Here is a 24,730-nt window from a genome sequence, read left to right as displayed (position 1 = left end):
GTTTTGTGGTACTAATATGGGTGTATCTATAATCGAGCTTGTATGTCGCTCGGAAAAACGGAAAAACTTGCTTGTCTATCTAAAAGATGGCCCCCGGAATCTGGCAGCTATCAAAGAGGCTCTTGATGTTACATCAACGGGCGTTCTCCCCCAGATAAAGCTTCTTAAGGATAATGATATCGTTGTGCAGAAAGACGATGAATATGAATTGTCTATTTTTGGTAATATCGTAGTGCAGAAAATATTGCCGGTTTTTAAACTCACCAGAATGCTTGAAAAGAATCCTGAATACTGGTTTTCCAGGGATATTTCCACCCTTCCTATGAAATTCATGGAAAGGCTGGGTGATCTGGGTGATTCAGAGGTCATTGAACCGGATATCAATTCTCTCTTTGATCCGCCTCAGGAATTAATAGACCATCTGCTTGTAAGTCAGCATGTTACAACCATTACTTCTTATTTCCATCCTTATTATGTCAAGCATTTTGTAGGACTGGCTAAAAAAAGTGTGGGGGTAAACCTGATTTTGACCAATGATGTCTATGAACGCATTGTTGAGGATTATGAGGAAGAAGCCGAGGTTTTTTTCGGAATGGATAACACCAGTATATATATCTACGAGGGTGATTTGCCGGTAGTTAGTATGGTCTGTGCGGACGGGTTTTTCCTGTTGTCCCTCTTTAACAAGAAAGGAATATATGATCACAATAAACTGATCAGTACGAGTGAGGAAGCTATAAGATGGGGGCATGACCTGTTCGAATACTGTTGCCTTGATTTACAGGAGAAGGAATGATTACTAGGTCCTGCGTTTATTATTAATACATGAAACGAAATAGTATTTATATGATAATGGTGGAATATCAGCAATCCGATTTACTTTCTGCCGATAAAAGCAGGGATAAGTGATCCTTGTTCAGGTGCGGCTTTATGGCCAAATATCTCTAAGTGATAAGAATTTATTTATGGAACGGGTCAATATGGCAGATAAAAAGAAAGGAAACAATCCGTCTGGCAGTGATGATTCATTCAGTGATATTACTGATATGATCGAACAGATGTTACAGAGATTCGGAGTAGGTATAGAAGAATTCTCTGATGAACCTTTCATTTATGGTTTTTCTATTACACAGCGTGCCAATGAGGACCCTGAAATCAGGGAATTCGGTAACATACCTTCTGATTATAATGATTTCGAAGAAGAAATTGATCCTTTAGACGCCCCCCTCTCCATAGATGAGAAAAAACCTCTGATAGATGTTCTTGAAATGGATGGAAAAGTGTATGTTACCGCCGAAATTTCGGGTATGTCCAGGGATGATATTTCGGTCTGTGCAACAGGTCAGTATCTGGAGATCGATGCTTCCAACAAACATTATACATATTCAGAAACTCTTGAAATGCCACTAAAAGTAGATCCCAATAGTGCAAAAGCAACTTTCAATAATGGTGTCCTCGAGATAATATTTTCTGTTATGGAAGAAACCGGGAAAGTAGATATTAAAATCAATTAACTTCACATTAATTTATTTTGAAGGTGCACCGGATGAGTTGTTCTGGGAAGAAAGTACTTGTAGTGGATGACGAAGCGCATTTGCGTGAACTTCTTCAAAATTTGTTGGAATTGAATGGTATGTCCACATCGTGTGCTTCCAGTGGAGAAGAATGTCTTTTGATGCTTGAATCTTCCCTGCCGGACCTCGTCCTTCTTGATGTTATGATGCCTGGTATGGATGGGTGGGAAGCTTTCCACCGGATTAAGGAAAAGTATGAAGGTTTGCCGGTTGTCCTTCTGACTGTCAGGAACCATGATTTTGACAGGATGATGGGATTGGATATTCTCAAAGCTGAGGATTACATTACCAAACCTTTTGGCAATGATGAACTCATAGAACGTGTTTGTAGTCTTCTGGATTAATTTTTTCCAGCAAGGGGTTGGCAGATAATCGCAGAATTGTCAGTAATATAGAGATGAATTGTCTTATCGCCATTTAATCCGGTTTCTATACGGTTACGGAAATTCCAGTAATTGTCAGGGTCGATTTTTCCTCTTATCAATGCATTTTTGGCATTTAATTCTTTGAGTTTCCTATTGATATCTTCAACAGATACCTTTGTCTCTGCCAGCACAACATACTGATTTTTAAGCAAGGGGGACTTCAATTTTTCATCAGATGTCATTAATGCCCTTTTCGAATCAATTCGGAACAAATATGTCCTATTATCTCCCTTTCTCATTTTTTCTGCAAGTTCGGGCAACAGCTCTGCTTTCACAACAGATGGTTCTGGTTCATATGCAAATTTTTTAATTATTTCCGATTCAGGGATTTCTCCTGTCCCGCTGCCACACAATGATTCTTCGGAAGGAAGTGTGATGGCGGATCGATTGCATTTTTTGAGATGGTTGAAGTATAGTGTAAGGCGATTGATTTTGCCATTAAGGGACAGGTATTCCATTTCACAATCAAAGGGAATTCTTTCTGGAGTCAGCTGGGGGGGTACTTCAAAGGCGAATCCTTTTGCCCGGGATGAATAAGCATTAATCATATCTTCTATGGATGGTGTAATGCTTGAAAGTAGGCGCCTCTTCTCTTTAGGGGGCCTTGCAGGATCAGAAAACACGACATCGAGTTCAGGAAGTTTATGTATTATTTCGGGGCCAAGGGCGTCACCACAGATAAATTCGACATTGTCCACTCCATATAACTGGCAGTTCTTTTTGGCATGTTCTATCTTTACAGGGTCGATTTCTATGGCATAGACTTTTTTGCACTCCTTTGCAAAGAAAATGGTCTGTCCGCCGATACCACAACTTATATCCGCCAGAACGTCACATTTAAGTCTTCTGGCCCGGTACTTTGCTACAATTTCGGGAGTAGCAAAGCGTAATCCATCATGATCAGAACTTATCGGTTTGGTGAATTTGACTTTGTTTTTCATTGCATTCCAATGGTTTATTGGTGCTTTTAAAGGTGTTGTTTCCTGTATCACTGTTTTTGGTCCAAAGCATTTATATACCTAATATGACATCATACAGCCCAAGCTGAGAATATAGTATGTAGATGATACATACTTCGCAGGTAGGCAAAAAGTGTGGAAATGTAGGATTTAACATAGACCATCAGTGGGCCAATTCAATGAAAGCCCCCATGCATGCGCGTTGTGTATGTGTGGATGGTAGATGTGTAAATCTTTTTGTGATGATGTTGCAGTATTGCTGCTCCTATCCGCATAACGTAGAATATCCATGTTGAGCTCAAACCTTGATAGGTAGCCAACACACTTTTTTGTTAATTCAACCTGCGTAAGCGATTGAACATAAAAAAACTCAAGGAGAATACAAGTGCCAACAATACACAGACCAAGGCGAGGTTCTCTAGCGTTCAGTCCACGCAAAAGAGCAAAGAGCCACATCCCGAGGTTCAGGTCATGGCCTGAGGCTGAAGGTGAGCCAAAATTGCAGGGATTTGCAGGTTACAAGGTCGGAATGACCCATGTAATTATGATTGACGACGCCAAAAACAGTTTGACTGAAGGCGCTGAAATTGCCGTACCTGTTACTGTTATCGAAACACCGCAGATCGGTATTGCAGCAATACGTGCCTATAAGGATACTCCTTATGGAGAAAAAACAATTTCAGAGGCATGGTCAGCAAATCTGGATGGCGACATTGGACGCAGGATAAAAACTCCCAAAAATTACGATACAGAAAAATCACTTGAAAATATGGCTTCCTTTGTGGAAGAAGGGAAAGTTTCCGAGATTCGTGTGATCACATATACAATCCCCTCTTCAGTAAGTGGAATTCCCAAGAAGAAAGCGGATATTATGGAAACTGCAATTAGCGGTTCCGATGTAAAAGCCAAGTTTGAGTATGCAAAGTACATACTTGGCAGCAAGGTTGGAATCTCTGATATCTTCTCGGAAGGTAATATCATCGATGTAGCCGCTATCACAAGGGGCTACGGTACTGAGGGACCTGTGAAAAGATGGGGTATCCAGCTGGCAAAGAACAAACACTCTCGTCAGAGCAGTCTGCGTCAGGTAGGTACTCTTGGGCCATGGAATCCACCACATGTAAGCTGGAGAGTTCCACAAATGGGCCAGGCCGGTTACCATCAGCGTACCGAGTATAACAAGCGTATCCTGAAAGTATCTTCTGATGTGGATGAAGTAAATCCTGCAGGAGGCTTTGTGAACTACGGCCTTGTTGGCGGAGATTATATCCTTGTAAAGGGTACTGTCCCAGGTCCTTCCAAGAGGCTTATCAGACTCAGGGAACCAACCAGGCCAAAGACATCTGCTGTGGGAGAGCCCCAGCTTATGCATATAAACACACAGTCCCGGCAGGGGTGAGATAGATGGTCACAGCAAATATTCTTGATATTTCAGGTAATTCCAAAGGTGAAATAACCTTACCCGACGTTTTCGAAGAGATTTACAGGCCGGACCTTATCAAAAGGACCGTGCTTTCTTCCCAGTCTAAAAGGTATCAGCCCTATGGTCCCAAGATGTATGCCGGAATGGAAACTTCTGCAGTCTCCTGGGGATCCGGGAGAGGGGTTGCTCAGATTCCAAGGCTTGTCAACGGAAGTCGGGTTGCAAGAGTTCCCCAGGCAGTAGGCGGAAGGCGTACCCATCCACCAAAACCTGAAGCTGACAGGACAGAGAAGGTTAACAAAAAAGAGAAACGTCTTGCAGTTCGCTCTGCAATAGCAGCTACAATTAATGCAGAACTCGTGAAAGGACGAGGTCATGTATGTGACGCTACCCTGCCTCTTGTAGCAGAAGATGCCCTGCAGGATGTTGAGAAAACAGCAGAAGTTATTAAATTCCTCGAAGCAGCAGGTGCTTATGATGATGTCCTGCGTGCCAAAGACAGCCGTTCCATCAGGGCCGGTAAGGGTAAGATGAGAGGAAGGAAATACAAACATAAGAAAAGTGTTCTGATCGTTGCCGGTTCAGAAAGTCCAATATTCCGCTCGGCACGTAATCTGCCAGGTGTGGATGTTACAACAGTAGATTCACTTTATACTGAATTACTTGCACCCGGTGCAAAGGCAGGACGACTGACGGTATGGACAGAATCCGCAATATCCAGTCTGGAGGACATGTTCATATGAACGCTATTAAGTACCCGTTCATCACCGAAAAAGCTATGACGCATATGGAGGATAACAAACTTCAGTTTGTTGTCGATACCCGTGCCAACAAGAGCCAGATCAAGGAAGATGTGACAAAGATCTACGGTTTTCCCGTAAAGTCCGTTTGCACAACGACAACAATGAAGGGAGAAAAAAAGGCTCTTGTCACATTTGATGAAGTAGATGCAGCACATGAGATTGCTACACGTATTGGTTTGATGTGAGGTGTTGATTTATGGCAAGACGAATTATATCACAGAACAGGGGTCGTGGAACACCTACATATAGGGCACCTTCACATCGCTATAAAGCTGCTCTTAAACATCCTTCAGTTGAAGAAGGCAGCACAATTTTTGCCGATGTGGTGGAAATTGTCCATGATCCAGCAAGATCCGCGCCTATCGCAAGGGTTTCCTTTGAAAGTGGCGAAGAGCGTTTAATTCTCGTTCCGGAAAGTATCGGTGTAGGAGATCGCATTGAATGCGGTATCTCTGCAGAGATCAAACAGGGTAACATCCTCCCGCTGGCTGAGATCCCGGAAGGCGTACCTCTCTGCAACATAGAATCCAAACCAAACGATGGTGGAGCTTTTGCTCGTTCATCCGGTGCCTATGCTACCCTTGTGGGTCATGAAAGGAATAGGACAGTTGTCCAGCTTCCTTCAGGTGAAATGAAATGGCTGAATCCAAAATGCAGGGCCTCTATTGGGGTTGTTGCTGGTGGCGGACGTGCCGAGAAACCATTCCTGAAGGCCGGTAAGAAGTATCATAAGTTGAGATCCAGGGCAGCCAAGTATCCGAGAGTTTCCGGTATTGCAATGAATGTTATTGACCACCCATTCGGTGGAGGTAACAGGCAACATCCCGGCAAACCAACTACCGTAGGCAGGAACGCCCCGCCTGGCAGGAAGGTAGGACAGATTGCAGCCCGGAGGACCGGAAAGCGTTAAATGAGGTGTATATATGGCTAAAAAATCTTCATCAAGGTTACCAAAGAGGAAAGGAGAATATACCTATCGGGGCAAATCTGTGGATGAGCTCAAGGAATTGAGTATTGAGCAATTCGCCGAACTTCTTCCCGCAAGGGAAAGGAGGACCATTCACCGTGGGCTTCCCGATGGGCATAAAAAAGTCCTGGAGAAATACAGGGCTGGAAAGGATAGTGTGCGAACCCACCACAGGTCAATGATAATTTTCCCTGAAATGGTAGGTAAGCAAATTGCAGTTTACAACGGTAAAGAATTCGTAAGTGTAGATGTACAGCCTGAGATGGTAGGTCACAGGTTTGGAGAATTCGCACAGACAAGAGGCAGAGTTTCCCACGGAAGCGCTGGTGTTGGTGCAACCCGTTCCAGTAAATTCGTACCACTTAAGTAAGGTGATTGTTAATGGCAAGAATTGATTATTCAACGGAACTTGAGCCAGCAACAAGTGCCAGAGCTATGGGTTCAGAGCTACATATCTCTCCCAAGAAATCACGCGAACTCTGTCGCGAGCTTAAAGGAATGCGTACTACATCTGCAAAGAATTATCTTGGAGAGGTAATTGATTTCAAAAGGGCTGTACCATTCAGGAGGCACAATGACAGTCTGGGGCACAAGAAAGGTCCAATGGCGGCAGGTCGTTATCCTGTAAAAGTGGCTGCAGAAGTTCTCAAACTTTTAGAGAATGCTGAGAGCAATGCGGAATACAAGGGTCTTGATCCTTCTCAAATGTACATAAACCATGTTTCTACAAAGAAAGGTAGGGTTATCCATGGAATGCGCCCCAGGGCTCGTGGAAGGGCTACCCCCAAGAATACGGAAACCGTAAATATCGAAATTATTCTGAGCGAGGTGCGCTAAAATGGCAGTAGAGAAGAAATTTGTTGAGGACGGCTATGTGAAAGCCTCGCTTGACGAATATTTCGCAAACCAGCTGAGTCGAGCCGGTTATGGTGGCATGGAGATCAATCGAACTCCTATGGGGACACAGATTGTTGTTTATTCCGAAAAACCCGGTATGGTTATAGGGAAGGCCGGAAAGGTCATCCGCCGGCTCACAAGAGACGTCGGGCGCCTTTATAATCTTGATAACCCTCAAATTGATGCACAGGAAGTAAAGAGGCCAGAACTGAATGCCCAGATGATGGCAACAAGGCTTGCTTCTTCCATTGAACGTGGCTGGTATTTCAGGAAAGCAGGTCACAATGCAATGCGTGCCATTATGAATTCCGGTGCCCTTGGTTGTGAAATAATCCTCTCCGGAAAGGTTACCGGTGCAAGGTCAAGAGTCGAGAAAATGGTAAATGGCTATATCAAACACGCAGGAAAACCTGTTGATGATATTGTGGACGAAGGGTTCGCAGTAGCCGTTAAAAAACTCGGTACAATTGGCTGTAAAGTGAGAATTATCCATCCGGGTGCTGTATTGCCAGATTCCTACCACCTTAAAGAGATTGTGGAAGAGGCAGTTGCAGAAGTTGCTCCTGAAGAAGCTGAAAGTGCTGGCGTTGAAGAACTTGTGGAAGCAGAAGCAACCGGTGAAGTTGCAGAAGCTGAGGATGTTGAATCCACAGAAGAAGCAACAGAAGCAAAAGTTACTGAAGAAGTACCTGAGGCAGAACCGGAAGTTAAAGCAGAATCCGAAGAAGTTGAATCCACTGAAGGCTCTGAAGAAAATGTTTCGGAACCTGAAGACGAACAACTTCCAGGTGAGCAGCGCCGGCTTGTTGAAGGTGTATGGCAGCACAAGCATGAAGGACATGATTACTGGCATCCCATGGCACGTGTTCACAGGGGGGATAACTGATGGCAATCCTTCGTGTAAAGGAAATCAGGGATATGTCTCCCAATGAAAAAGTAGATGAACTTGAAAAACTCATGAACGAGCTTATCAAGGAACGTGCTCTTTCCTCTGCAGGTGGTGCGCCTGAAAATCCCGGTCGTATAAAGGAACTCAGAAGGACGATTGCGAGAATAAAAACCATCCAGAGGGAAATGAAGGAGATATAAATTGGATATATCCCCCCAAAACCTGATCTATCACGAATTGATAGGATTGATGGTTGAGGTGGTTGGTTCTACCAATCAATATCTTGCAGGCATTAATGGAAAAGTAGTTGATGAGACACGGAGCATGTTGGTAATCGAGGTCGAGGATATGTACGAAAAACAAGTACCAAAAAAAGGTTCCACATTTGTGTTTCATCTCCCAGTTGGTTCTGGATGTCCTCCGGCCACATCAGTAGAAGTCGGGGGCACCCTCTTGCTCTCACAACCCGAAAACAGGACCAAGAATATCAGGAAATTACGCATGAGGTAATAATCATGGCACGAAACATTGGATTGGATGTTCCTGAACCTTCCGAAGAATGTGACGATGTAAATTGTCCTTTCCATGGCAAACTTCCCGTAAGGGGGCAGGTGTTGTCTGGAAAGGTAGTCAGTGACAGTATGGATAGGACAGTTGTAATCCAGCGAAAATATGATAAATTCATCAATAAGTACCAGCGGTACGAGAAACGTCAGTCAAAGATACATGCTCACAACCCTCCTTGCATTGATGCAAAGGAAGGGGACATTGTAACAATAGCAGAATGTCGTCCACTGAGCAAGACGAAAGCTTACGTAGTTGTTAAGGCGGAGGCACAGGTATGAAAGGAATGCGTTCCAGTGTCCCCAAATGCCTTAATGCCGGTGCACGTATTGAATGTGTCGACAATACTGGTGCAAGGACCGTGGAAATTATTTCTGTCAAGAAATACCGTGGTGTGAAAAACCGTCAGCCAAAAGCAGGTCTGGGCGACATGTGTGTCGTCTCAGTCAAGAAAGGAACTCCTGAAATGAGACGGCAGATCCTCCACGCAGTGGTTGTCAGGCAGAAAAAAGAATTTCGCAGACCGGATGGAACCCGGGTTAGTTTTGAGGATAACGCAGTGGTAATTACAGATCCCACCGGTTTCCCCAAAGGAACAGATATTAAGGGTCCCATTGCCAGGGAAGTTGCAGAACGTTTCCCCAAGATAGGGACTACAGCATCAATGATTGTGTGAGGTAATCAATATGGTGTCAAAACAGCCAAGAAAACAGAGAAAGGCACGTGGCACTGCCCCTCTTCACGTCAAACAAAAATACATGAAGGCTCCTCTTTCCCAGGACCTGCGTTCCAAGTATGGACGCAACACAACTGTAGCGGTAGGCGATACTGTACAGGTAATGCGTGGTGACCATGCAGGAACAAAAGGATTGGTAGAAGGTGCTTCTTTAAAAAGTGGAATGATTGTGATTGAGGGCATCTACGTCACCAAGGCAGATGGGACTGAAGTGCCCAGGCCGCTTTATCCGTCAAATGTAATGATTACATCACTGGATTTGAAAGATAAGCAGAGAGAATCAAGATTACTAAAGAGCAGGTGATAGTGTGGGCAAACATCAAAAGAGAATATCTGTCCCGAAGAGCTGGCAGATATCCAAGAAATCTAGGAAATGGATAACCTCTACCAGGCCAGGCCCTCACAGCAAAGACCAGAGCGTACCTCTTGCCGTAGTGCTGCGTGATATGCTTGGCATAGTGGATAACAGGGCAGAGGCAAAAAGAGTCCTTTCCGAAGGGAAAGTTCTGGTTGACGGTGTAGTACGGAAAGATGTTCGTTTCCCCGTAGGGATAATGGATATTATTACCATACCTTCCGATAACACTTCATACAGGGTTTTGCTTGACAGAATGGGAAGGCTTTCCCTCCAGAAAATGGAAGGTGTTGAGGATAAGAAACTTTGCAGGATCGACGGAAAGACCTGCATAAAAGGTGGCAAGTTACAGCTTAATCTGGACGACGGGTCCAATGTGCTCGGATCAAACGATTACAACAGGAAGGATTCTGTAGTGATGTCCATTCCTGATAAAGAGATCCTCAAGCACATCGAATACAAAGAAGGTAATCTTGCCCTTATTGTAGGCGGTAGCCACACCGGAGAGGTCGGGAAGATCGCCGAGATAAACACCGTTCTCAGTTCCAAGAAGAATACGGTTTCCATTTCAGGAGAAACCGATTTTGAAACAATTGAGGATTATGTTTTTGTAATTGGCGAAAACGAACCTGAAATTACAATGGGTGGTGAGCTGATTGACTAATCCCATGAAAGATCCCAGAGTTGACAAAGTAGTTGTCCATATGGGTGTAGGAGAGAGTGGTCAGCATCTTGTGGATGCAGAAGGAATATTGTCAACTATTACCGGACAGGGAGTTGTCAGATGTTATTCCAGAAGAACCATGCCTTCCTTTGGTATCAAAAAGCATGAACCAATAGGATGTAAAGTAACCCTCAGGGGAAAGAATGCAGAAGATTTTCTTTCAACGTCGATTAACATTATTGAAAAAAAACTTTCTGCTTCCCAGTTTGATAATGATGGAAACGTGGCTTTCGGAATCGAGGAGCACACTGATTTCCCTGGAATGAGATACGATCCGAATATCGGTATCTTTGGAATGGACATAAATGTCATAGTAAACCGTCCGGGTTACAGGGTCAAGAAAAGGCGTGCTTCTAAACACAAAATCTCCAGTTCACATAAAATAACAAAGGATGATTCAATTTCATTCTTCAAGGAGAAATATGCGGTGGAGGTCGTATAATGGTACAAACCAAGAAAAGTTTTGGACGTGGTGCCAGCGAGTGCAGAAGATGTGGTCGTAAGCAGGGATTGATCCGTAAATACGGCATCTACCTTTGCAGGCATTGTTTCAGGGAAGTAGCCCATGAAATGGGTTTTGAAAAATATACATGAGGTGATTGATTATGGTATTATTAGATCCTCTTGCAGATGCTCTGTCGGTAATTAAGAATGCAGAATCCGTAGGTAAACAGGAATGTACCGTCAAACCTGCATCAAAACTGATTGGCAACGTCCTGAAAGTAATGAAAGAGTCCGGATATATCGGTGAATTTGAGTTTGAAGATGACGGCAAAGCTGGTCTCTATAAGGTTGAACTTGCCGGAAGGATAAACAAATGTGGTGCTATTAAACCCAGACATTCAGTAGGTGCTGACAACCTCGAAAAATGGGAAAAGCAATTCCTTCCTGCAAGAAACTTCGGTACATTAATTCTCACGACTCCAGCTGGGGTAATCTCCCAGTACCAGGCACGTGAGCAGAATGTCGGAGGCCAGCTCCTTTCGTTTGTCTACTGATGAGAAGGGGAAGTTGATATGGTTAATGAAACGAAAAAGGCAATCCCAATCCCTGAAGGTGTGACAGTTTCTTATGAAAATAAGGTATTCACAGCTTCAGGAGAAAAAGGAACCAATACAAAGCGTCTCTGGTATCCCGGGATCACTATTACCGTTGATGAATCTGAAGTAACTGTGGATTGTCAGTCCGTAAGGAAAAGGCAAAAAGCAATGGTTGGAACTTTTGCATCTCACATCAGCAATCTTATGGATGGTGTTGTCAATGGTTTTGAGTATAAGATGAAAGTCGTTTACTCTCACTTTCCAATGCAGCTTAAAGTGGAAGGAGATAAATTGCTTATCAATAATTTCCTTGGTGAGAAAAGAGCAAGGGTTTCCAGGATAATTGGTGAAACCAATGTCAAAACCAGCTCTGATGAAGTGACAATTACTGGTATCAACAGGGAAGATGTAGGACAAACTGCTTCCAATATGGAACAGATTACCCGCATCAAAGCTTTTGATCCCCGTGTATTCCAGGACGGATTATATCTTATTGAGAAGAATTGAGATAGGTGGTCTTAATGGAAGAGAATACTGATTTAAAATGTGGGCTTTTCGAAGATGCCGAATATAAAAGGCTTTTCAAGGTACGCAGAATCCAGAAAAGTAAAAAACCCACTTTCAAAAGAGCGGGTTCCCACAAATTCAAGCGTCTTGATTCCAACTGGAGACGTCCCAGAGGTTTACAAGGCAAACTGCGTAGACATTATGTTGCCAAGGGTGCTATTGCACAGGCAGGTTATGGAAGTCCCAGAACAGTAAAGGGATTACATCCATCCGGCTTTGTAGAGGTGCTCGTGCACAATCCGGCTGATGTGGATGATATCGATGCCTCCATACAGGCAATCCGTATATCTGGTAAAGTCGGCGGCAGGAAAAGAGCTCTTATTGAATCCAAAGCGGATGAAATGGGTATAAAGATATTCAATCGCAAAGGAGGTCAGTGAGATGACAGATCTCACCAACCAGCGCAGGATTGCATCTAAAGTCTTAGGATGCGGACTGAACCGTGTCTGGCTTGACCCCGAAGCATCGGAGGATATCGCTGCTGCGATCACAAGGGAAGATATTCGTGAACTTGTTGAAAGTGGTAATATTAAGTCTGTACCGGTAAAAGGTGTAAGTCGTGGCAGGGCTCGTGCAAGGGATGCCAAGAGGAAATATGGCCATAGAAAGGGTCATGGGTCCAGGAAAGGTAAGAAAGGTGCAAGAAACCCTAGTAAAGAGCAATGGATGAAAAAGATCCGTGCACTTCGTCGCAGGCTCAAAGAACTTCGTGATGATGGTACACTCGACAGATCCACCTATTGTAAGGTTTACAGGAAAGCCAAAGGTGGGGAATACAGAAGTGTTGCTCATCTTGAAGCTCACCTCGATATCGGAAAAGATGAATGAGTATTGATTAAAATGAATTTACATATTATATGTTGGAGGATAAATCATGGCAACAGGCCCCCGTTATAAAGTTCCTTTCAGAAGACGAAGGGAAGGGCGTACTGATTATCACCAACGTCTGAGACTGCTCCTTTCAAAAGAAAATCGTCTTGTTGTTAGGAAAAGTATTAGGAATGTCAGGATACAGCTGGTAATTCCAAATAATGAAGGAGACGAAACTCTTGTCTCCGCAATTTCAGGCGAATTGGGCAAATACGGTTATGAGGGATCTACCAGCAACACCACCGCGGCTTATCTTACAGGCTTGCTTTTTGGAAATAAAGCGCTTGCTGAAGGCTATGAAACAGGTGTTCTGGATATTGGATTACAATCTCCCTCTGCCGGTTGTAAAGTCTATGCAGCTCTTAAAGGTGTAGTGGATTCCGGAATGGATATCCCGCACAATCCTGCTGTATTCCCATCAGATGAACGCATAAGTGGAGAACATGTGGCAGAATATCTTGAAGGATCAAATCTGCCAGAGGTTTTCGAGGCGACAAAAGAAAAGATCCTTTCGGATTTCAATTAAGGTGGTTATATGGCATATCAATATGAAGAAGATTGGGTTCCCCTCACAAGACTTGGCAGTCTGGTAGCTGAAGGACAGATAACTTCCATGGATGAAGCTATTGAGTCAGGTTTGCCAATCAGGGAATCTAATATTGTGGATATACTGTTACCCGGTCTTGAAGATGAAGTACTTGATATTAATATGGTCCAGAGGATGACTGACTCTGGAAGACGTGTCAAGTTCAGGGCAACAGTTATTGTAGGAAATGGTGACGGGTATGTGGGTCTTGGTCAGGCCAAAGACGGACAGGTTGGACCTGCTATCCGCAAGGCAATTCGCAATGCCAAGATGAACATTACTCGTGTAAAACGTGGCTGTGGTTCCTGGGAATGTGGTTGTGGACTTCCACATACTGTTCCTTCCGAGGTGCGTGGCAAAGCAGGCAGTGTTAATGTAGAACTCAAACCAGCTCCCAGGGGTCTTGGTCTTGCTGCAGGGGACACTGCAAGGAAAGTGCTTGAAAAGGCTGGTATCAAGGATGTCTGGACAAGGACCGAAGGTCAGACCAGAACTACCCTCAATTTTGCCAAAGCAACTTACAATGCTCTCAAGCATACCGGTACAATTAGGGAACCTCTCAAAACGGAATGTAAGGAGGCCTGAAAATGTATGCGGTTATAAGAATGCGTGGAAATGTTAATGTCAGGAAAACAATTGCTGATACATTAACTATGCTTCGTCTGAATCGTATAAATCACTGTGTGATACTCGATGAGACACCCAATAACAGTGGTATGATCCAAAAAGTGAAGGACTACGTGGCTTATGGTAAGATTGACGCGGAGACCCTTGCCCAGATTCTTGCCAATCGTGGTAAAATTGAAGGTGGGATTTCCCTTACCGATGAATACATTGCTGAAAATACAGATTTTGATTCGATTGCTTCTTTTGCAGAAGCCGTTTTTGAAGGCAAAGCCAGTTTTTCCGCAGTTCCAGGTCTGAAACCCGTATTCAGGTTGCATCCTCCAAGGAAAGGTCATTCAGGTATCAAGAGACCTACTCAGAAGGGTGGGGTACTTGGTAACCATGATGGAAACATCAATGTTCTTCTCAACAAGATGAGGTGAAATCATGGGTAAAACTCAAACAAAGAAGTATAGGGGTTCCAGAACCTGCGGGGGCGGTACTACCAAAAACAGACGTGGTGCTGGAAACCGCGGTGGGCGTGGCAGATGTGGGGAAGTCAATCACCACTTTGTCCTTGCACTCCAGGGTGGTTACACTCACGGTAAGTATGGATTCAAACGTCCTTTAAAATCAATTCATGAAGTCTCCATTGTTAATGTGGGTGAACTTGATGAACTTGCAGACCAGCTTGTAGTGGATGGTCTTGCAAATGTTGAGGATGATATCTATAAAATCAATCTTGCAGACCTGGAAATTGAAAAAGTTCTGGGCTCAGGAAAGGTTAACAAAAAAATGGAAATTACAGCATCCAGTTTTTCCGGATCTGCCCGATCAAAGATCGAGGAAGCCGGCGGATCATGTGTTGCTATAGAAGAGTAATGTCTAAATGACATTACTCTTATTAACCTGTCCGATATATTTACATTTATATATTACAATATTGGAACCCAGCAAAAGGTGTAATTGATGAGCTTTAAGGAAAGTTTAGAACCGTTTTTTAACAGATTACCTGCTGTGGCAAGTCCACAAGGGCATATTCACTTCAAGAATAAACTGCTGTGGACTCTGGGGATCCTCATGCTGTACTTTGCTCTTGCAAATGTACCTCTGTTTGGGCTTTCCTCGGAATCCATTGACCTATTCGAACAATACAGGGCTTTCTTTGCTGGAGCTTCTGGTTCTTTGATGCTTCTTGGTATTGGGCCTATTGTTACTGCATCCATTGTTCTTCAGCTTCTCACCGGTGCAGATATTATAAAACTTGATATGTCAGATCCCCGGGATCAAGCCTTTTTCCAGGGTGCACAAAAATTCCTTGTATTTGTTATGATTGTCCTTGAGGCGTTGCCTCAGATTCTTGGAGGTTATATTCAACCCGATGCTGGTATTGCCGCATCTCTGGGAGTGGGTCTGGGAGTAATTACATTCCTGATATTCCTCCAGATATGTGTGGGTGGAGTATTGATCCTCTTTATGGACGAAATTGTTTCCAAATGGGGTATTGGATCCGGTGTAGGTCTTTTTATTGTTGCGGGAGTTTCGCAGCAGATTGTGACCGGTTTAATTAACTGGGTACCCGATTCATCCGGATTGCCCTCAGGTATTATTCCAAAATGGATATATATAATTCAGAATGTAGGAGCAGATTATCTTTTCTCGGGTGACGGCTTAATGTTCATCCTGATACAGGGAGGTATCCTGGCACTAATCAGTACAGTTGCAATCTTCTTCTTGGTTGTATATACAGAAAGTACTCGTATTGAAATTCCTCTTGCACATAGTTCTGTGAAAGGGGCAAGAGGTCGTTTTCCTGTAAAACTGATCTATGCTTCAGTTCTGCCGATGATTCTTGTTAGGGCTCTACAGGCGAACATACAGCTCATCGGCCTTCTGCTTGCAGGACGAGGTATTACGTTCCTCGGAGAATATTCAGGTTCACATCCCATAAATGGCGTAATGTATTATCTGGCACCTATTAACAGCCCTTATGATTGGATTCCTTCTCTTGTACAGGAAACATTCACAGGTTATGGTGTGACTGCCCCTGCACTCTGGCAGATAGGTCTTCATGTGCTTATAGATGCAGCCTTCCTGATTGTTGGTGGTATTATTTTTGCATTGTTCTGGATTGAAACCACTGGCATGGGTGCCAAACCAACAGCAAGGAAGGTATTCAATTCGGGTATGCAAATTCCTGGCTTCAGGAGGAATATCAGCAGTATTGAGAAAGTGATGGACCGTTATATACCAAAGGTTACGATAATCGGTGGTGCATTCATCGGTGTCCTGACACTGGTTGCCAGTTTGCTTGGTACCATTGGTGGAGCAAGTGGTACAGGGCTTCTGTTGACTGTGAGTATTGTTTACAGGCTGTATGAAGACATTGCTTCCGAACAGATGATGGAAATGCATCCTATGATGCGGTCTTTCTTCGGACAGGATTGATATGAGGGAGCAAAAAATATGAATGTGGTTTTATTTGGGCCACCGGGTGCCGGTAAAGGTACCCAGGCCAAAGAACTTTCCAGATACTATGATATTCCCCATATCTCTACAGGGGATATCCTTAGGGCAAATGTAAAGGAAGGTACCGAACTTGGGAAAGAGGCAGAAAACTATATGAATCGAGGGGAACTTGTACCCGATGAAGTTCTGATTGGTATTATTAAAAATCGTCTGGCAGAGCCTGATTGTAAGAAAGGTTATTTGCTGGATGGTTATCCTCGTACAATACCACAGGCTGATGCATTGGATGGTATCCTTGATGAAATAGGAATGCCACTGGATGTAGTGCTGAATATTGATGTTCCTGATGAAGAACTTGTAGGACGTCTTTCCGGTCGCTACATGTGTAAATGTGGTGAAAGTTATCATATTAAGTTCAATCCCCCAAAAGCTGAAGGTGTCTGTGATTCTTGTGGAGGACAATTGTATCAGCGTGATGATGATAAGGAAGAGGTAATTCGTCAGCGTTTAGAGTCTTATAAAGCCAAGACACAGCCATTGATAGATTATTATAATGAAAAGGATTTAGTGGTAAATATCAATGGCGAAAAGGACATAAAGGATGTCTTTGATGATATTCGCGGTGTCCTTGATAAATATGTTAATTGAAGTAAATGAAAAATGTCGGTGATGGTTGCCTTGGAAAATGAAAAATTAAAACAGCTGCTTGAAAGGTTTGTCATAGCTGTGGGTGTATCCCTCATGCTAGGGATTATGCTAGTTGGGCAAGAAGGTAGACAAATAATTGGGTCCGTTGTCGGAATTATTATGAATCCTATCATCATGCTGATAGGTGAAAGTAATTTCCATGTTATGCTGTTTATTATGGCTTCCATTACTGCTCTTTATGCTTCTCTTATCCAGAAATATACTATTGACTGGGAACTTATGCGCAATACCCAGGAGCGTATGAAAGCGTTCCAGAAGGAGTATCGTGAGGCTCAGTTATCCCAGAACAATTATATGATAAGTAAACTGGATGAGCAGCGCAAGGAAATGATGTCTGATCAGATGGAAATGTCCAAGCAGCAGTTCAAACCAATGGCTTATATTAGTATCATTTCCCTTCCACTTTTCATGTGGGCCTATTACTACATAAGTCAGCATGGGAATGCTGTTCTTACATTTCCCTTCATGGGTGAGACCCTTCTGACAAATACTATAATCGGGCCTATCCAGTACTGGATATTCTGGTATTTTATCACTTCTCTGGCTATCAGTCAGGTTGTACGAAAGGCTCTGGATATCGGTGGCGCGTGAATGCTTGTTACGATAAGCGGTCTTCCGGGCAGTGGAACCACCACCGTTTCCCGGATGCTTGCCTCATATTACGCCATCGAAATGATTTCAGCAGGTGACGTTTTCCGCAACCTTGCAAAAGAGCATTCTATGAGTCTGGGTGAATTTGGAAAACTTGCCGAATCTGATCCTGTAATAGATAAAATGATTGATGAGAGGCAGCAAGATATTGCTTTAAGCCGGGATAACATTATTCTGGAGGGCAGGCTGGCCGGTCATATGGCAGGCGATGAAGCATTGTGTATCTGGCTCAAAGCATCCCGTAAGGTCCGTGTTGAACGTATCGTCGGGCGTGAAGGTTCTTCTTTTGAAGCAAAACTTAACGAAACAATAGAAAGGGAATCTTCCGAAGCTTTGAGATATCGCGAAATTTATGATATAGATATAAATGACCTTTCTATCTATGATATGGTGATCGAGTCAAACCGCTGGAACCAATACCAGATATGTGATATATTAAAGACTGCAATTGATAATCTGGGTGGGTTTTTTAACGAATAATATTAATGTTGATTACGATTTAACCCGACAAAGGGAATATATTCTCAAGGCAAATGCTCATACAAATCCGTCATATGGTTTTCCTCCTATTAAACGTCCTCTCTCTTTTTACATCAGAATGGGAGTGGTAAACCTTGACAAACCCGCCGGGCCTACAAGTCATGAGGTTACTGCGTGGGTCAGGGATATGCTTGAACTCCCCAGAGCAGGGCATTCAGGTTCACTGGATCCACGGGTGACAGGTGTATTGCCGATTATGCTGGGTAAGGCAACAAAAGCGGTCTCAGCACTTCGCCTTTCAGCCAAGGAATACATCTGTCTTATGCGCCTCCATGTAAATGTTCCTGAAGAACGTGTGCGGAAGGTCTGCGATGAATTTACCGGTCCTATATACCAGACCCCTCCTGTAGTTTCGGCTGTCAAGCGTGCTATCAGGACACGCAATATCTATTCCCTGGATGTGCTGGAAGTTGAAGACAATCTTGTCCTTTTCAGGGTTAGATGTGAGGCAGGAACCTATATACGCAAACTCTGTCATGATATCGGGCTTGTGATTGGTTGTGGGGCCCATATGCAACAGCTCAGAAGGATTGGCACAGGACCATTTGATGAGTCATCACTTGTCACTTTGCATGACCTGAAAGACGCTTTTGTATTCTGGCAGGAAAATGGTGATGAAGAGCACTTGCGTCGTATTATCAGACCAATGGAGCAAGCTCTTGTACACCTGCCGCACATCACAATCCGTGATTCCGCCGTGAGTGCGATTTGTCATGGGGCGGCACTAACAGTACCGGGTATTGTCGGTCTCGATTCTGATGTCCAAAAAGAGGGTGATGTTGCCGTTTTTAGTTTGAAAGGTGAAGTTGTTGCTCTTGCAAAAGCATCAATGGACTCCTCTGAAATCTTGGCTTCATCCAGCGGAATTGCTGCTATCACCGAAAGAGTAATAATGGATGCCGATGTTTATCCGAGTCGCTGGAATGCAAAACGTATGCAGCGTACATGAAATCATATTTGCTGAGGTAGTCTAGCGGTACGGCGCAAGCCTGGAAAGCTTGTGGGGCTTGACCCCTCGGGAGTTCGAATCTCCCCCTCAGCGTCTTTCTATTTTTAACTAAGTTTAAGGGTTAATAGGGATTACCTGCAGAAAGTTACCTTTGGTTTATGTGTCTGTTTTTAGATTCTTTAATTACATTGATTGCATTTCCCAGACTTTTCCAGCCGATTATCTCCACATCTTTATTTTCTAAATTTTTATACGTCTCAAAGAAATGGGTAATTTCCTTTAAAAGATGAGGTGGGACTTGATCTATTGTTTCTATGTGTATCCACAAGGGATCACTTTCCGGAACACATAGTATCTTTTCATCTCTGCCTTTCTCGTCCATCATATCAAATAGTGCAACAGGGTGCACATCTATCAAACAACCGGGGAATGTAGGTTCCCATGTTAATACCAGTGCATCTAAAGGATCCCCATCAAGGGCGAGTGTGTCGGGAAAGAAACCATAATCACAGGGATAGACCATCGAAGAGAAAAGCATCCTATCAAACTTTATCATTTCCTTTTCCTTGTCATACTCATATTTATTTCGGCTTCCTTTTGGAATTTCTATAAGTACACTTTCAATTTGTCTTTTAACCATCTTCACACCCTGTTTGATTATATTTGCTCCTATTATATTTCATCATGGTGCATATTTCAGTTACTTATACAAACATTGATGAAGATGTTACACCCGATATCCAGATGGGGATTTCTGGGGACGTTAATTCAATCACAAAAACTTTAAATCCATAAATCCATTCTTTTTTATGAATGGGGAGGTTAAGTGGTATCGTGCTAGTTTAAAGGAGACCTTTTCTCTCCTTGAAAGCAATAAGGAAGGCTTAAGTGAAGATGAAGCATCTTTCCGCTTATCTACCTATGGATACAATGAAGTTGAGGCAAAAAAGAAACATGGTCAACTGTATCTTTTTGCCAGACAATTTGCAAGCCCATTGATCTATGTGTTAATCGCTGCTGCAATAGTCACTTTCTTCTTAAAAGAATATGCAGATACTGCTGTGATTGCCGGAGTGGTCCTGGCTAATGCAATAATTGGTTTTGTGCAGGAAAAAAAGGCTGAAAACGCTCTGGAATCCCTTGCCCGGATGATGCGTCCCGAAGCTACTGTACTTCGCAATGGACAGCGCAAAGTCATCCCCAGTCGGGAACTGGTGGTAGGGGATGTGGTGCTCTTTGATGCCGGTGCAAGGGTGCCTGCCGATGTAAGGCTTTTCCAGACCAAGAACCTGCGTATCGATGAATCAGCTCTTACCGGCGAATCCATGGCGGTTGAAAAGAATACTACAGCCATTTCCGGTGAGGACGTACCACTTGCAGACCAGAAAAACATGGCTTTTTCAGCCACTCTTGTAACACAGGGTGTTGGATATGGTGTGGTGGTGGCAACCGGCCCTCGTACCGAGATAGGCAAGATCTCAGAACTCATCAAGGAATCGGAAAGTATTTCTACTCCACTGATACGCACTATCAATCACCTGAGCAAATTACTGTTTGTTGTCATCCTTTTTGTTTCGGTCCTGACATTTATTATTGGACGTCTGCAGGGCTTTGAATATCTGGAAATTTTCCTGGCCTCAGTTAGTCTTGCAGTGGCGGCCATTCCTGAAGGTTTGCCAGCTCTTATCACCATATCACTGGCCATAGGGGTAAAATCCATGGCCTCAAAGAATGCCATAATGAGAAACCTGCCTTCAGTGGAAACACTGGGATCCGCTACTGTCATATGCTCCGATAAGACAGGCACCCTGACTATGAATCAAATGACAGTAACAACAATATATACCTCAGAAGGGTGGTTTGATGTTACAGGTGAAGGTTATTTGCCCAAAGGGACCTTTGCCAGTGAAGGAGTGCAAGTTTCCCCTCATGATTATGGTTCCTTGATGGAGACCCTCAAGGCAGGTTTCCTGTGTAACGATGCGTATCTGCGTGAAGAAGGAGGTGTGGTTGGTGATCCCACAGAAGGGGCACTACTGGTATCCGCTTTGAAAGCATCATCTTTCCATTTACCTCGTATTGATTCACTGCCCTTTGAATCCGAAAAACGATTTATGGCAACTCTGCATGAAAAGGATGAAAAATCCAATATAATTTTTGTAAAGGGCTCACCGGAAACAATAATCAGGATGTGCTCCTCTAAATACGGAGATGAGGAGGTTTTTGATCCGACTGAAATACTTGAAGTTGCTTCAAACATGGCATCTGAAGGCCTGCGTGTTATTGCCATGGCATACCGGGAAGTGGGATCTGACAGGGAAGAAGTAAAGGAAGAGGATATTGACGATCTTATTTTTCTGGGGTTGCAGGGAATGCGTGATCCCCCCCGGGAAGAGGTCAGGGATGCTATCAAAAAATGCAAAACAGCCGGTATCCGTGTAATCATGATAACGGGGGATCATGGACTCACAGGTCACAGTATCGCAAATCAACTCGGTATAACCACAGAAGGTGTACTTACAGGTTCAGAACTTGATAGCATGTCGGATGAGCACCTGCATGAAAAATTAGAATATGTTTCTGTCTTTGCGCGTACTTCCCCGGAAAATAAATCTCGTATTGTCAGGTTGCTGCAGGAGCAGGGAGAGGTTGTGGCCGTCACGGGAGACGGGATAAATGATGCACCAGCCCTCAAAAGGGCAGATATAGGAGTTGCAATGGGCAAATCCGGTACAGAGGTTGCCAAGGAAGCCTCGGACATGGTGCTTGCGGATGACAATTTTGCTTCCATTGTAAATGCTGTGGAGGAAGGCAGGGATGTTTACGACAAAATCCAGAAGGTTATTTTATGGATGCTGCCCACCAATGCTGCCGAGGGGCTTGCTGTAATGGCTGCAGTGCTGCTGGGAATTACCAATCCTCCTCTATTGCCTCTACATATATTGTGGATTAATACTGTAACAGCAATCGGTTTGGGTGTACCCATCGTTTTTGAACCGAAGGAATCCTTGTTATTGAGAAGACATCCACGCCCTCCCGAAGAGCCACTTTTACTGCCGGTTATCAAGCAAAGAATTGTTTTAGTTGCCCTGCTGATGGTAACAGCAACATTCCTTTTGTTCTTCTTTGAGATTAACAACCAGAAAACCCCGGTAGCTACAGCACAGACCATTGCGTTGAATACCATTGTATTCTTTGAGATCTTCTATCTTTTCAGTTCAAAATCTATTTATGAAAATATATTTGACCGGCTATTTTCTAACATGGCAATGTTGGCCGGGGTGATTGTGGTTGTCCTGCTACAGTTGCTGATAACCTATAACCCATTGATTAATGGTATCCTTGACACAGCACCTTTAAGGTTGGTTGACTGGGTAATTATAGTAATAATCGCCAGTTCTGTGTTCTTTGTGATCGAAACTGAAAAGATGCTGCGTAAGCGCCAGAAAAGCAAGATTGCCCGTTAAGGAAAGCATCAAGTATTTCCATTCCTTTTTCGATATTTCCTAAACTGTTGGCATACGAGAATATCACATGGCCTTCTCCACCGGACCCAAAGTCGATACCCGATGTGGTAACTCCGGTTTTTTCCAGAATCTGCCTGCTGAATTCAAGTGAATTCCCGGTAAACTTATTTCCATTGTAGAAACAAGGACTGCCTTGCCTCCAATGGCTTTGACGAAATTGGGATAACATGCATAGATTGGACATCGCTACCTTTACCCCTTCATCAACAAGCGCCATGAAACTCAACATAAGGGCAGGGCTTGTACCAGAAGTGATAACTACCTGTGAAGGGTCTAGGTTGAAACGTGTGTTGTAGTCGTCAGTGATTACCTCTCTGAGTTCGGGTATCCCTGACTATGTGTGTAGGTTGTATTGCAGGCATCGAGGGCATATGGGCAGCTTCACATATATGGGGAGCAGTGGGAAAATCCGGTTCTCCAATCTCCAGATGAATAATACTTTTCCCCTCTGCTTCGAGCTGCTGGGCCCTCTCCAGTACCTCCATAACGTAAAAAGGTGGTATGACTGCTACTTTCTGGGATATTATGGCAATGATATTGCGCTGTATTTGTTATTTAAACCTTTTCAATCTTTCATCTAACTCTCAAAAAACGTTACCATAAAATTCCCTGGCATCCTCGCGTGCTGCATAACAGATTTGTTCCCTTAGGTCAGGTATTGCGGAGAGAACCCTTGTCCAGTCTGGCAACAGCATATTATGGGGTTTATCAATATATTCTTCCCCGGATTTCATGATGACCTTTGAGAACATATCCACATAGGTTTCCTCTTCATGACGGTTAAAGTTGAGGCCATTGAAAAGAGCATCAGTATAATATTTTCTTATAATGTCCTGCCCCCTTCTCTTATATTTCACCTGTATACTATGCAAGAGTGAATGGGATATGGGGGTGGTTGATGATTCCGTGATTATACGTAGAAGCGTTGAGAAAATATCGCCGGTCATCTTGCAGAGGCCTTCAGTGCGGTCATGACCAAGTTCTTTGTGTTTGTGATCGTAAAACCCAAGATCTGTCTGGCATACTCTCTTGAAAGTGGCATTGTTGTAGACTTCTGCAAGTAATCCGACTTCAAGTCCCCAGTCTGCCGGGATTCTTATATTGAGTGCAAGATCGCTTGTCATTGCAAATTCGCCGGAGAGGGTGTAGCGGAAAGATCTGAAATAGTCCAGGATATCTGAATCACACCAACGTTCTTTGTGCAGGGTATTCATAAGGGGCTGGACAAAAAGACGATAAACACGTCCATGCATAGTTTTTTTGTCCTGGTTTATCCTTGCATAATAACCTTTGTTGAAAAAGAAATTCAGATCACGACTGACTATGGGATAAAAAAGCTTTAAAGGAATGGCAGATGTGTAATTGACAATATCCGCATCATGCAGGGCAATTGCATAAGAATTCAGGCTGGCAACACCCAGGCCCAGCCAGGCATCCATGCCCTTACCCCTGAACCCTGTAAGGTCAAGATCAATCTCTTTCATATCATCAATGATTTTTTGGACCCTTTTGCCATTACACCATATGAGCATATGGTCGGTTTTTAACTGGCTGAAAAATTGTGCAGCTTTTCGGTATTGTTCAGGATTATCAGCTGCCATTGGAATAATTATCTGTTTAATACAGTCGCATTTATTTAGTGCCTCCACGATTTGCTGGAGAGGAAGTTTTTCGACTTCCTCGTATAATATCGGTATGATCAGGCAAGCAGGTCGTTTTTGTTCAAGTTGTTTAATTTTTTCTTCAAGTTTATTGACATCAATGCAAAAATCATGTATTGTAGTAATATCCTCCTGATGAAAATCCATTTAATTCCCCCCCATTTATGGATGATGTTTTGTACTATGAATATATTTTTTATCCTGATTCTCTCCCTCTTAAAGTCGAATCAGTGATTGAAT

37 protein-coding genes and 1 tRNA gene are annotated in these 24,730 nt (G+C 43.5%); 34 read left to right on the top strand and 4 right to left on the bottom strand.

Features of this window, described 5'->3' with window-relative positions; genetic code table 11:
• Positions 1–16: 16 nt before the first annotated feature.
• The 3 genes from CP947_RS03075 (at position 17) to CP947_RS03065 (ending at position 1,918) form a co-directional block, all read left to right on the top strand.
• Positions 17–796: a helix-turn-helix transcriptional regulator gene (locus CP947_RS03075; RefSeq protein ID WP_164909017.1), complete on the top strand. Its 780-nt coding sequence runs from the start codon at positions 17–19 to the stop codon at positions 794–796.
• A gap of 184 nt (positions 797–980) precedes the next feature.
• Positions 981–1,514, top strand: coding sequence for an Hsp20/alpha crystallin family protein (locus CP947_RS03070; protein ID WP_096711922.1), 534 nt, complete (start codon positions 981–983; stop codon positions 1,512–1,514).
• A gap of 32 nt (positions 1,515–1,546) precedes the next feature.
• Complete coding sequence (locus CP947_RS03065) at positions 1,547–1,918, top strand: response regulator transcription factor (protein WP_096711764.1); 372 nt, start codon at positions 1,547–1,549, stop codon at positions 1,916–1,918.
• Here the strand turns inward: CP947_RS03065 and CP947_RS03060 are convergent.
• Positions 1,915–2,940 (bottom strand): methyltransferase domain-containing protein, encoded by a 1,026-nt coding sequence (locus CP947_RS03060; protein ID WP_096711921.1) that lies wholly within the window; start codon positions 2,938–2,940, stop codon positions 1,915–1,917. The genes CP947_RS03065 and CP947_RS03060 overlap by 4 nt on opposite strands.
• 122 nt (positions 2,941–3,062) lie before the next feature.
• On the opposite strand from CP947_RS03060, the gene CP947_RS10370 reads away from it, so the two are divergent.
• The 30 genes from CP947_RS10370 to CP947_RS02915 all read left to right on the top strand — a co-directional run bounded on the left by CP947_RS10370 (position 3,063) and on the right by CP947_RS02915 (position 19,395).
• Positions 3,063–3,254 (top strand): hypothetical protein, encoded by a 192-nt coding sequence (locus tag CP947_RS10370; protein ID WP_143745131.1) that lies wholly within the window; start codon positions 3,063–3,065, stop codon positions 3,252–3,254.
• Between the two features lie 89 nt (positions 3,255–3,343).
• Positions 3,344–4,357, top strand: a complete 1,014-nt coding sequence (gene rpl3p / locus CP947_RS03055; RefSeq protein ID WP_096711763.1) for a 50S ribosomal protein L3 — start codon at positions 3,344–3,346, stop codon at positions 4,355–4,357.
• A 5-nt stretch (positions 4,358–4,362) separates the two neighbouring features.
• The gene (gene rpl4p, locus CP947_RS03050) at positions 4,363–5,124 is read left to right on the top strand and encodes a 50S ribosomal protein L4 (RefSeq protein ID WP_096711762.1); all 762 of its coding nucleotides are present in this window, start codon (positions 4,363–4,365) and stop codon (positions 5,122–5,124) included.
• Positions 5,121–5,369: a 50S ribosomal protein L23 gene (locus tag CP947_RS03045; protein ID WP_096711761.1), complete on the top strand. Its 249-nt coding sequence runs from the start codon at positions 5,121–5,123 to the stop codon at positions 5,367–5,369. The genes rpl4p and CP947_RS03045 overlap by 4 nt, the downstream gene beginning before the upstream one ends.
• Before the next feature lie 11 nt (positions 5,370–5,380).
• Positions 5,381–6,094: a 50S ribosomal protein L2 gene (locus CP947_RS03040; protein WP_096711760.1), complete on the top strand. Its 714-nt coding sequence runs from the start codon at positions 5,381–5,383 to the stop codon at positions 6,092–6,094.
• 13 nt (positions 6,095–6,107) lie between these two features.
• Entirely contained in the window at positions 6,108–6,521 is a 414-nt protein-coding gene (locus CP947_RS03035) for a 30S ribosomal protein S19 (RefSeq protein ID WP_096711759.1), read from the top strand.
• An 11-nt stretch (positions 6,522–6,532) separates the two neighbouring features.
• Positions 6,533–6,988, top strand: coding sequence for a 50S ribosomal protein L22 (locus CP947_RS03030; RefSeq protein ID WP_072359999.1), 456 nt, complete (start codon positions 6,533–6,535; stop codon positions 6,986–6,988).
• 1 nt (position 6,989) lies between these two features.
• Complete coding sequence (locus CP947_RS03025) at positions 6,990–7,934, top strand: 30S ribosomal protein S3 (protein ID WP_096711758.1); 945 nt, start codon at positions 6,990–6,992, stop codon at positions 7,932–7,934.
• Positions 7,934–8,137 carry a 50S ribosomal protein L29 gene (rpmC, locus tag CP947_RS03020; protein WP_072359995.1) on the top strand — a complete coding sequence of 68 codons (204 nt, stop codon included), beginning with the start codon at positions 7,934–7,936 and terminating at the stop codon, positions 8,135–8,137. The genes CP947_RS03025 and rpmC overlap by 1 nt, the downstream gene beginning before the upstream one ends.
• Before the next feature lies 1 nt (position 8,138).
• The gene (gene rnp1, locus CP947_RS03015) at positions 8,139–8,447 is read left to right on the top strand and encodes a ribonuclease P protein component 1 (RefSeq protein WP_096711757.1); all 309 of its coding nucleotides are present in this window, start codon (positions 8,139–8,141) and stop codon (positions 8,445–8,447) included.
• Positions 8,448–8,452: 5 nt separating this feature from the next.
• Positions 8,453–8,782, top strand: coding sequence for a 30S ribosomal protein S17 (locus CP947_RS03010; RefSeq protein WP_096711756.1), 330 nt, complete (start codon positions 8,453–8,455; stop codon positions 8,780–8,782).
• On the top strand, positions 8,779–9,177 hold the full coding sequence (locus CP947_RS03005; protein WP_096711755.1) for a 50S ribosomal protein L14: 399 nt from the start codon (positions 8,779–8,781) through the stop codon (positions 9,175–9,177). The genes CP947_RS03010 and CP947_RS03005 overlap by 4 nt, the downstream gene beginning before the upstream one ends.
• Before the next feature lie 10 nt (positions 9,178–9,187).
• Positions 9,188–9,541, top strand: coding sequence for a 50S ribosomal protein L24 (gene rplX, locus CP947_RS03000; RefSeq protein WP_096711754.1), 354 nt, complete (start codon positions 9,188–9,190; stop codon positions 9,539–9,541).
• A gap of 4 nt (positions 9,542–9,545) precedes the next feature.
• Positions 9,546–10,256 carry a 30S ribosomal protein S4e gene (locus CP947_RS02995; RefSeq protein WP_096711753.1) on the top strand — a complete coding sequence of 237 codons (711 nt, stop codon included), beginning with the start codon at positions 9,546–9,548 and terminating at the stop codon, positions 10,254–10,256.
• A gap of 4 nt (positions 10,257–10,260) precedes the next feature.
• Positions 10,261–10,758: a 50S ribosomal protein L5 gene (locus tag CP947_RS02990; protein WP_096711920.1), complete on the top strand. Its 498-nt coding sequence runs from the start codon at positions 10,261–10,263 to the stop codon at positions 10,756–10,758.
• Positions 10,758–10,910 carry a 30S ribosomal protein S14 gene (locus tag CP947_RS02985; RefSeq protein WP_013037793.1) on the top strand — a complete coding sequence of 51 codons (153 nt, stop codon included), beginning with the start codon at positions 10,758–10,760 and terminating at the stop codon, positions 10,908–10,910. Before CP947_RS02990 ends, CP947_RS02985 begins: the two co-directional genes overlap by 1 nt.
• A gap of 11 nt (positions 10,911–10,921) precedes the next feature.
• Entirely contained in the window at positions 10,922–11,314 is a 393-nt protein-coding gene (locus CP947_RS02980) for a 30S ribosomal protein S8 (protein ID WP_013037792.1), read from the top strand.
• Positions 11,315–11,332: 18 nt separating this feature from the next.
• Positions 11,333–11,863 carry a 50S ribosomal protein L6 gene (locus tag CP947_RS02975; protein ID WP_096711752.1) on the top strand — a complete coding sequence of 177 codons (531 nt, stop codon included), beginning with the start codon at positions 11,333–11,335 and terminating at the stop codon, positions 11,861–11,863.
• Between the two features lie 14 nt (positions 11,864–11,877).
• Positions 11,878–12,303, top strand: a complete 426-nt coding sequence (locus CP947_RS02970; RefSeq protein ID WP_096711751.1) for a 50S ribosomal protein L32e — start codon at positions 11,878–11,880, stop codon at positions 12,301–12,303.
• Position 12,304: 1 nt separating this feature from the next.
• Complete coding sequence (locus CP947_RS02965) at positions 12,305–12,751, top strand: 50S ribosomal protein L19e (RefSeq protein WP_096711750.1); 447 nt, start codon at positions 12,305–12,307, stop codon at positions 12,749–12,751.
• 46 nt (positions 12,752–12,797) lie between these two features.
• Positions 12,798–13,319 (top strand): 50S ribosomal protein L18, encoded by a 522-nt coding sequence (locus CP947_RS02960; protein ID WP_072561679.1) that lies wholly within the window; start codon positions 12,798–12,800, stop codon positions 13,317–13,319.
• Positions 13,320–13,328: 9 nt separating this feature from the next.
• Positions 13,329–13,964: a 30S ribosomal protein S5 gene (locus tag CP947_RS02955; RefSeq protein ID WP_096711749.1), complete on the top strand. Its 636-nt coding sequence runs from the start codon at positions 13,329–13,331 to the stop codon at positions 13,962–13,964.
• 2 nt (positions 13,965–13,966) lie between these two features.
• Positions 13,967–14,428 carry a 50S ribosomal protein L30 gene (locus CP947_RS02950; RefSeq protein WP_096711748.1) on the top strand — a complete coding sequence of 154 codons (462 nt, stop codon included), beginning with the start codon at positions 13,967–13,969 and terminating at the stop codon, positions 14,426–14,428.
• Positions 14,429–14,432: 4 nt separating this feature from the next.
• A complete protein-coding gene (locus tag CP947_RS02945) occupies positions 14,433–14,867 on the top strand; it encodes an uL15m family ribosomal protein (RefSeq protein ID WP_096711747.1) in 435 nt (144 codons plus the stop codon).
• Between the two features lie 87 nt (positions 14,868–14,954).
• A complete protein-coding gene (gene secY, locus CP947_RS02940) occupies positions 14,955–16,433 on the top strand; it encodes a preprotein translocase subunit SecY (protein ID WP_096711746.1) in 1,479 nt (492 codons plus the stop codon).
• Positions 16,434–16,451: 18 nt separating this feature from the next.
• Positions 16,452–17,102 (top strand): adenylate kinase, encoded by a 651-nt coding sequence (locus CP947_RS02935; RefSeq protein ID WP_096711745.1) that lies wholly within the window; start codon positions 16,452–16,454, stop codon positions 17,100–17,102.
• A gap of 12 nt (positions 17,103–17,114) precedes the next feature.
• Entirely contained in the window at positions 17,115–17,753 is a 639-nt protein-coding gene (locus CP947_RS02930) for a DUF106 domain-containing protein (protein WP_172425445.1), read from the top strand.
• Positions 17,754–18,293, top strand: a complete 540-nt coding sequence (gene cmk / locus CP947_RS02925) for a (d)CMP kinase (protein ID WP_096711744.1) — start codon at positions 17,754–17,756, stop codon at positions 18,291–18,293. It begins immediately after the preceding gene.
• Positions 18,274–19,302 (top strand): RNA-guided pseudouridylation complex pseudouridine synthase subunit Cbf5, encoded by a 1,029-nt coding sequence (locus CP947_RS02920; RefSeq protein ID WP_096711743.1) that lies wholly within the window; start codon positions 18,274–18,276, stop codon positions 19,300–19,302. Before cmk ends, CP947_RS02920 begins: the two co-directional genes overlap by 20 nt.
• 10 nt (positions 19,303–19,312) lie before the next feature.
• Positions 19,313–19,395: transfer RNA gene (locus CP947_RS02915), tRNA-Ser, on the top strand.
• A gap of 52 nt (positions 19,396–19,447) precedes the next feature.
• On the opposite strand, the gene CP947_RS02910 is transcribed toward CP947_RS02915, so the two are convergent.
• Entirely contained in the window at positions 19,448–19,942 is a 495-nt protein-coding gene (locus tag CP947_RS02910; RefSeq protein ID WP_096711742.1) for an inorganic diphosphatase, read from the bottom strand.
• A gap of 169 nt (positions 19,943–20,111) precedes the next feature.
• Between CP947_RS02910 and CP947_RS02905 the strand changes: the two genes are divergently transcribed.
• Complete coding sequence (locus CP947_RS02905) at positions 20,112–22,769, top strand: cation-translocating P-type ATPase (protein WP_096711741.1); 2,658 nt, start codon at positions 20,112–20,114, stop codon at positions 22,767–22,769.
• 359 nt (positions 22,770–23,128) lie between these two features.
• On the opposite strand, the gene CP947_RS02900 is transcribed toward CP947_RS02905, so the two are convergent.
• Positions 23,129–23,314 carry a hypothetical protein gene (locus CP947_RS02900; protein WP_096711740.1) on the bottom strand — a complete coding sequence of 62 codons (186 nt, stop codon included), beginning with the start codon at positions 23,312–23,314 and terminating at the stop codon, positions 23,129–23,131.
• A gap of 99 nt (positions 23,315–23,413) precedes the next feature.
• Positions 23,414–24,637: a glucosyl-3-phosphoglycerate synthase gene (gpgS, locus tag CP947_RS02895; RefSeq protein ID WP_096711739.1), complete on the bottom strand. Its 1,224-nt coding sequence runs from the start codon at positions 24,635–24,637 to the stop codon at positions 23,414–23,416.
• Positions 24,638–24,730 lie beyond the last annotated feature (93 nt).

Source organism: Methanohalophilus euhalobius, from assembly GCF_900215215.1.
GTDB lineage: Archaea > Halobacteriota > Methanosarcinia > Methanosarcinales > Methanosarcinaceae > Methanohalophilus > Methanohalophilus euhalobius.
The sequence above is the reverse complement of the archived record's forward strand: the minus strand, read 5'-3'. Positions and strand labels throughout refer to the sequence as shown.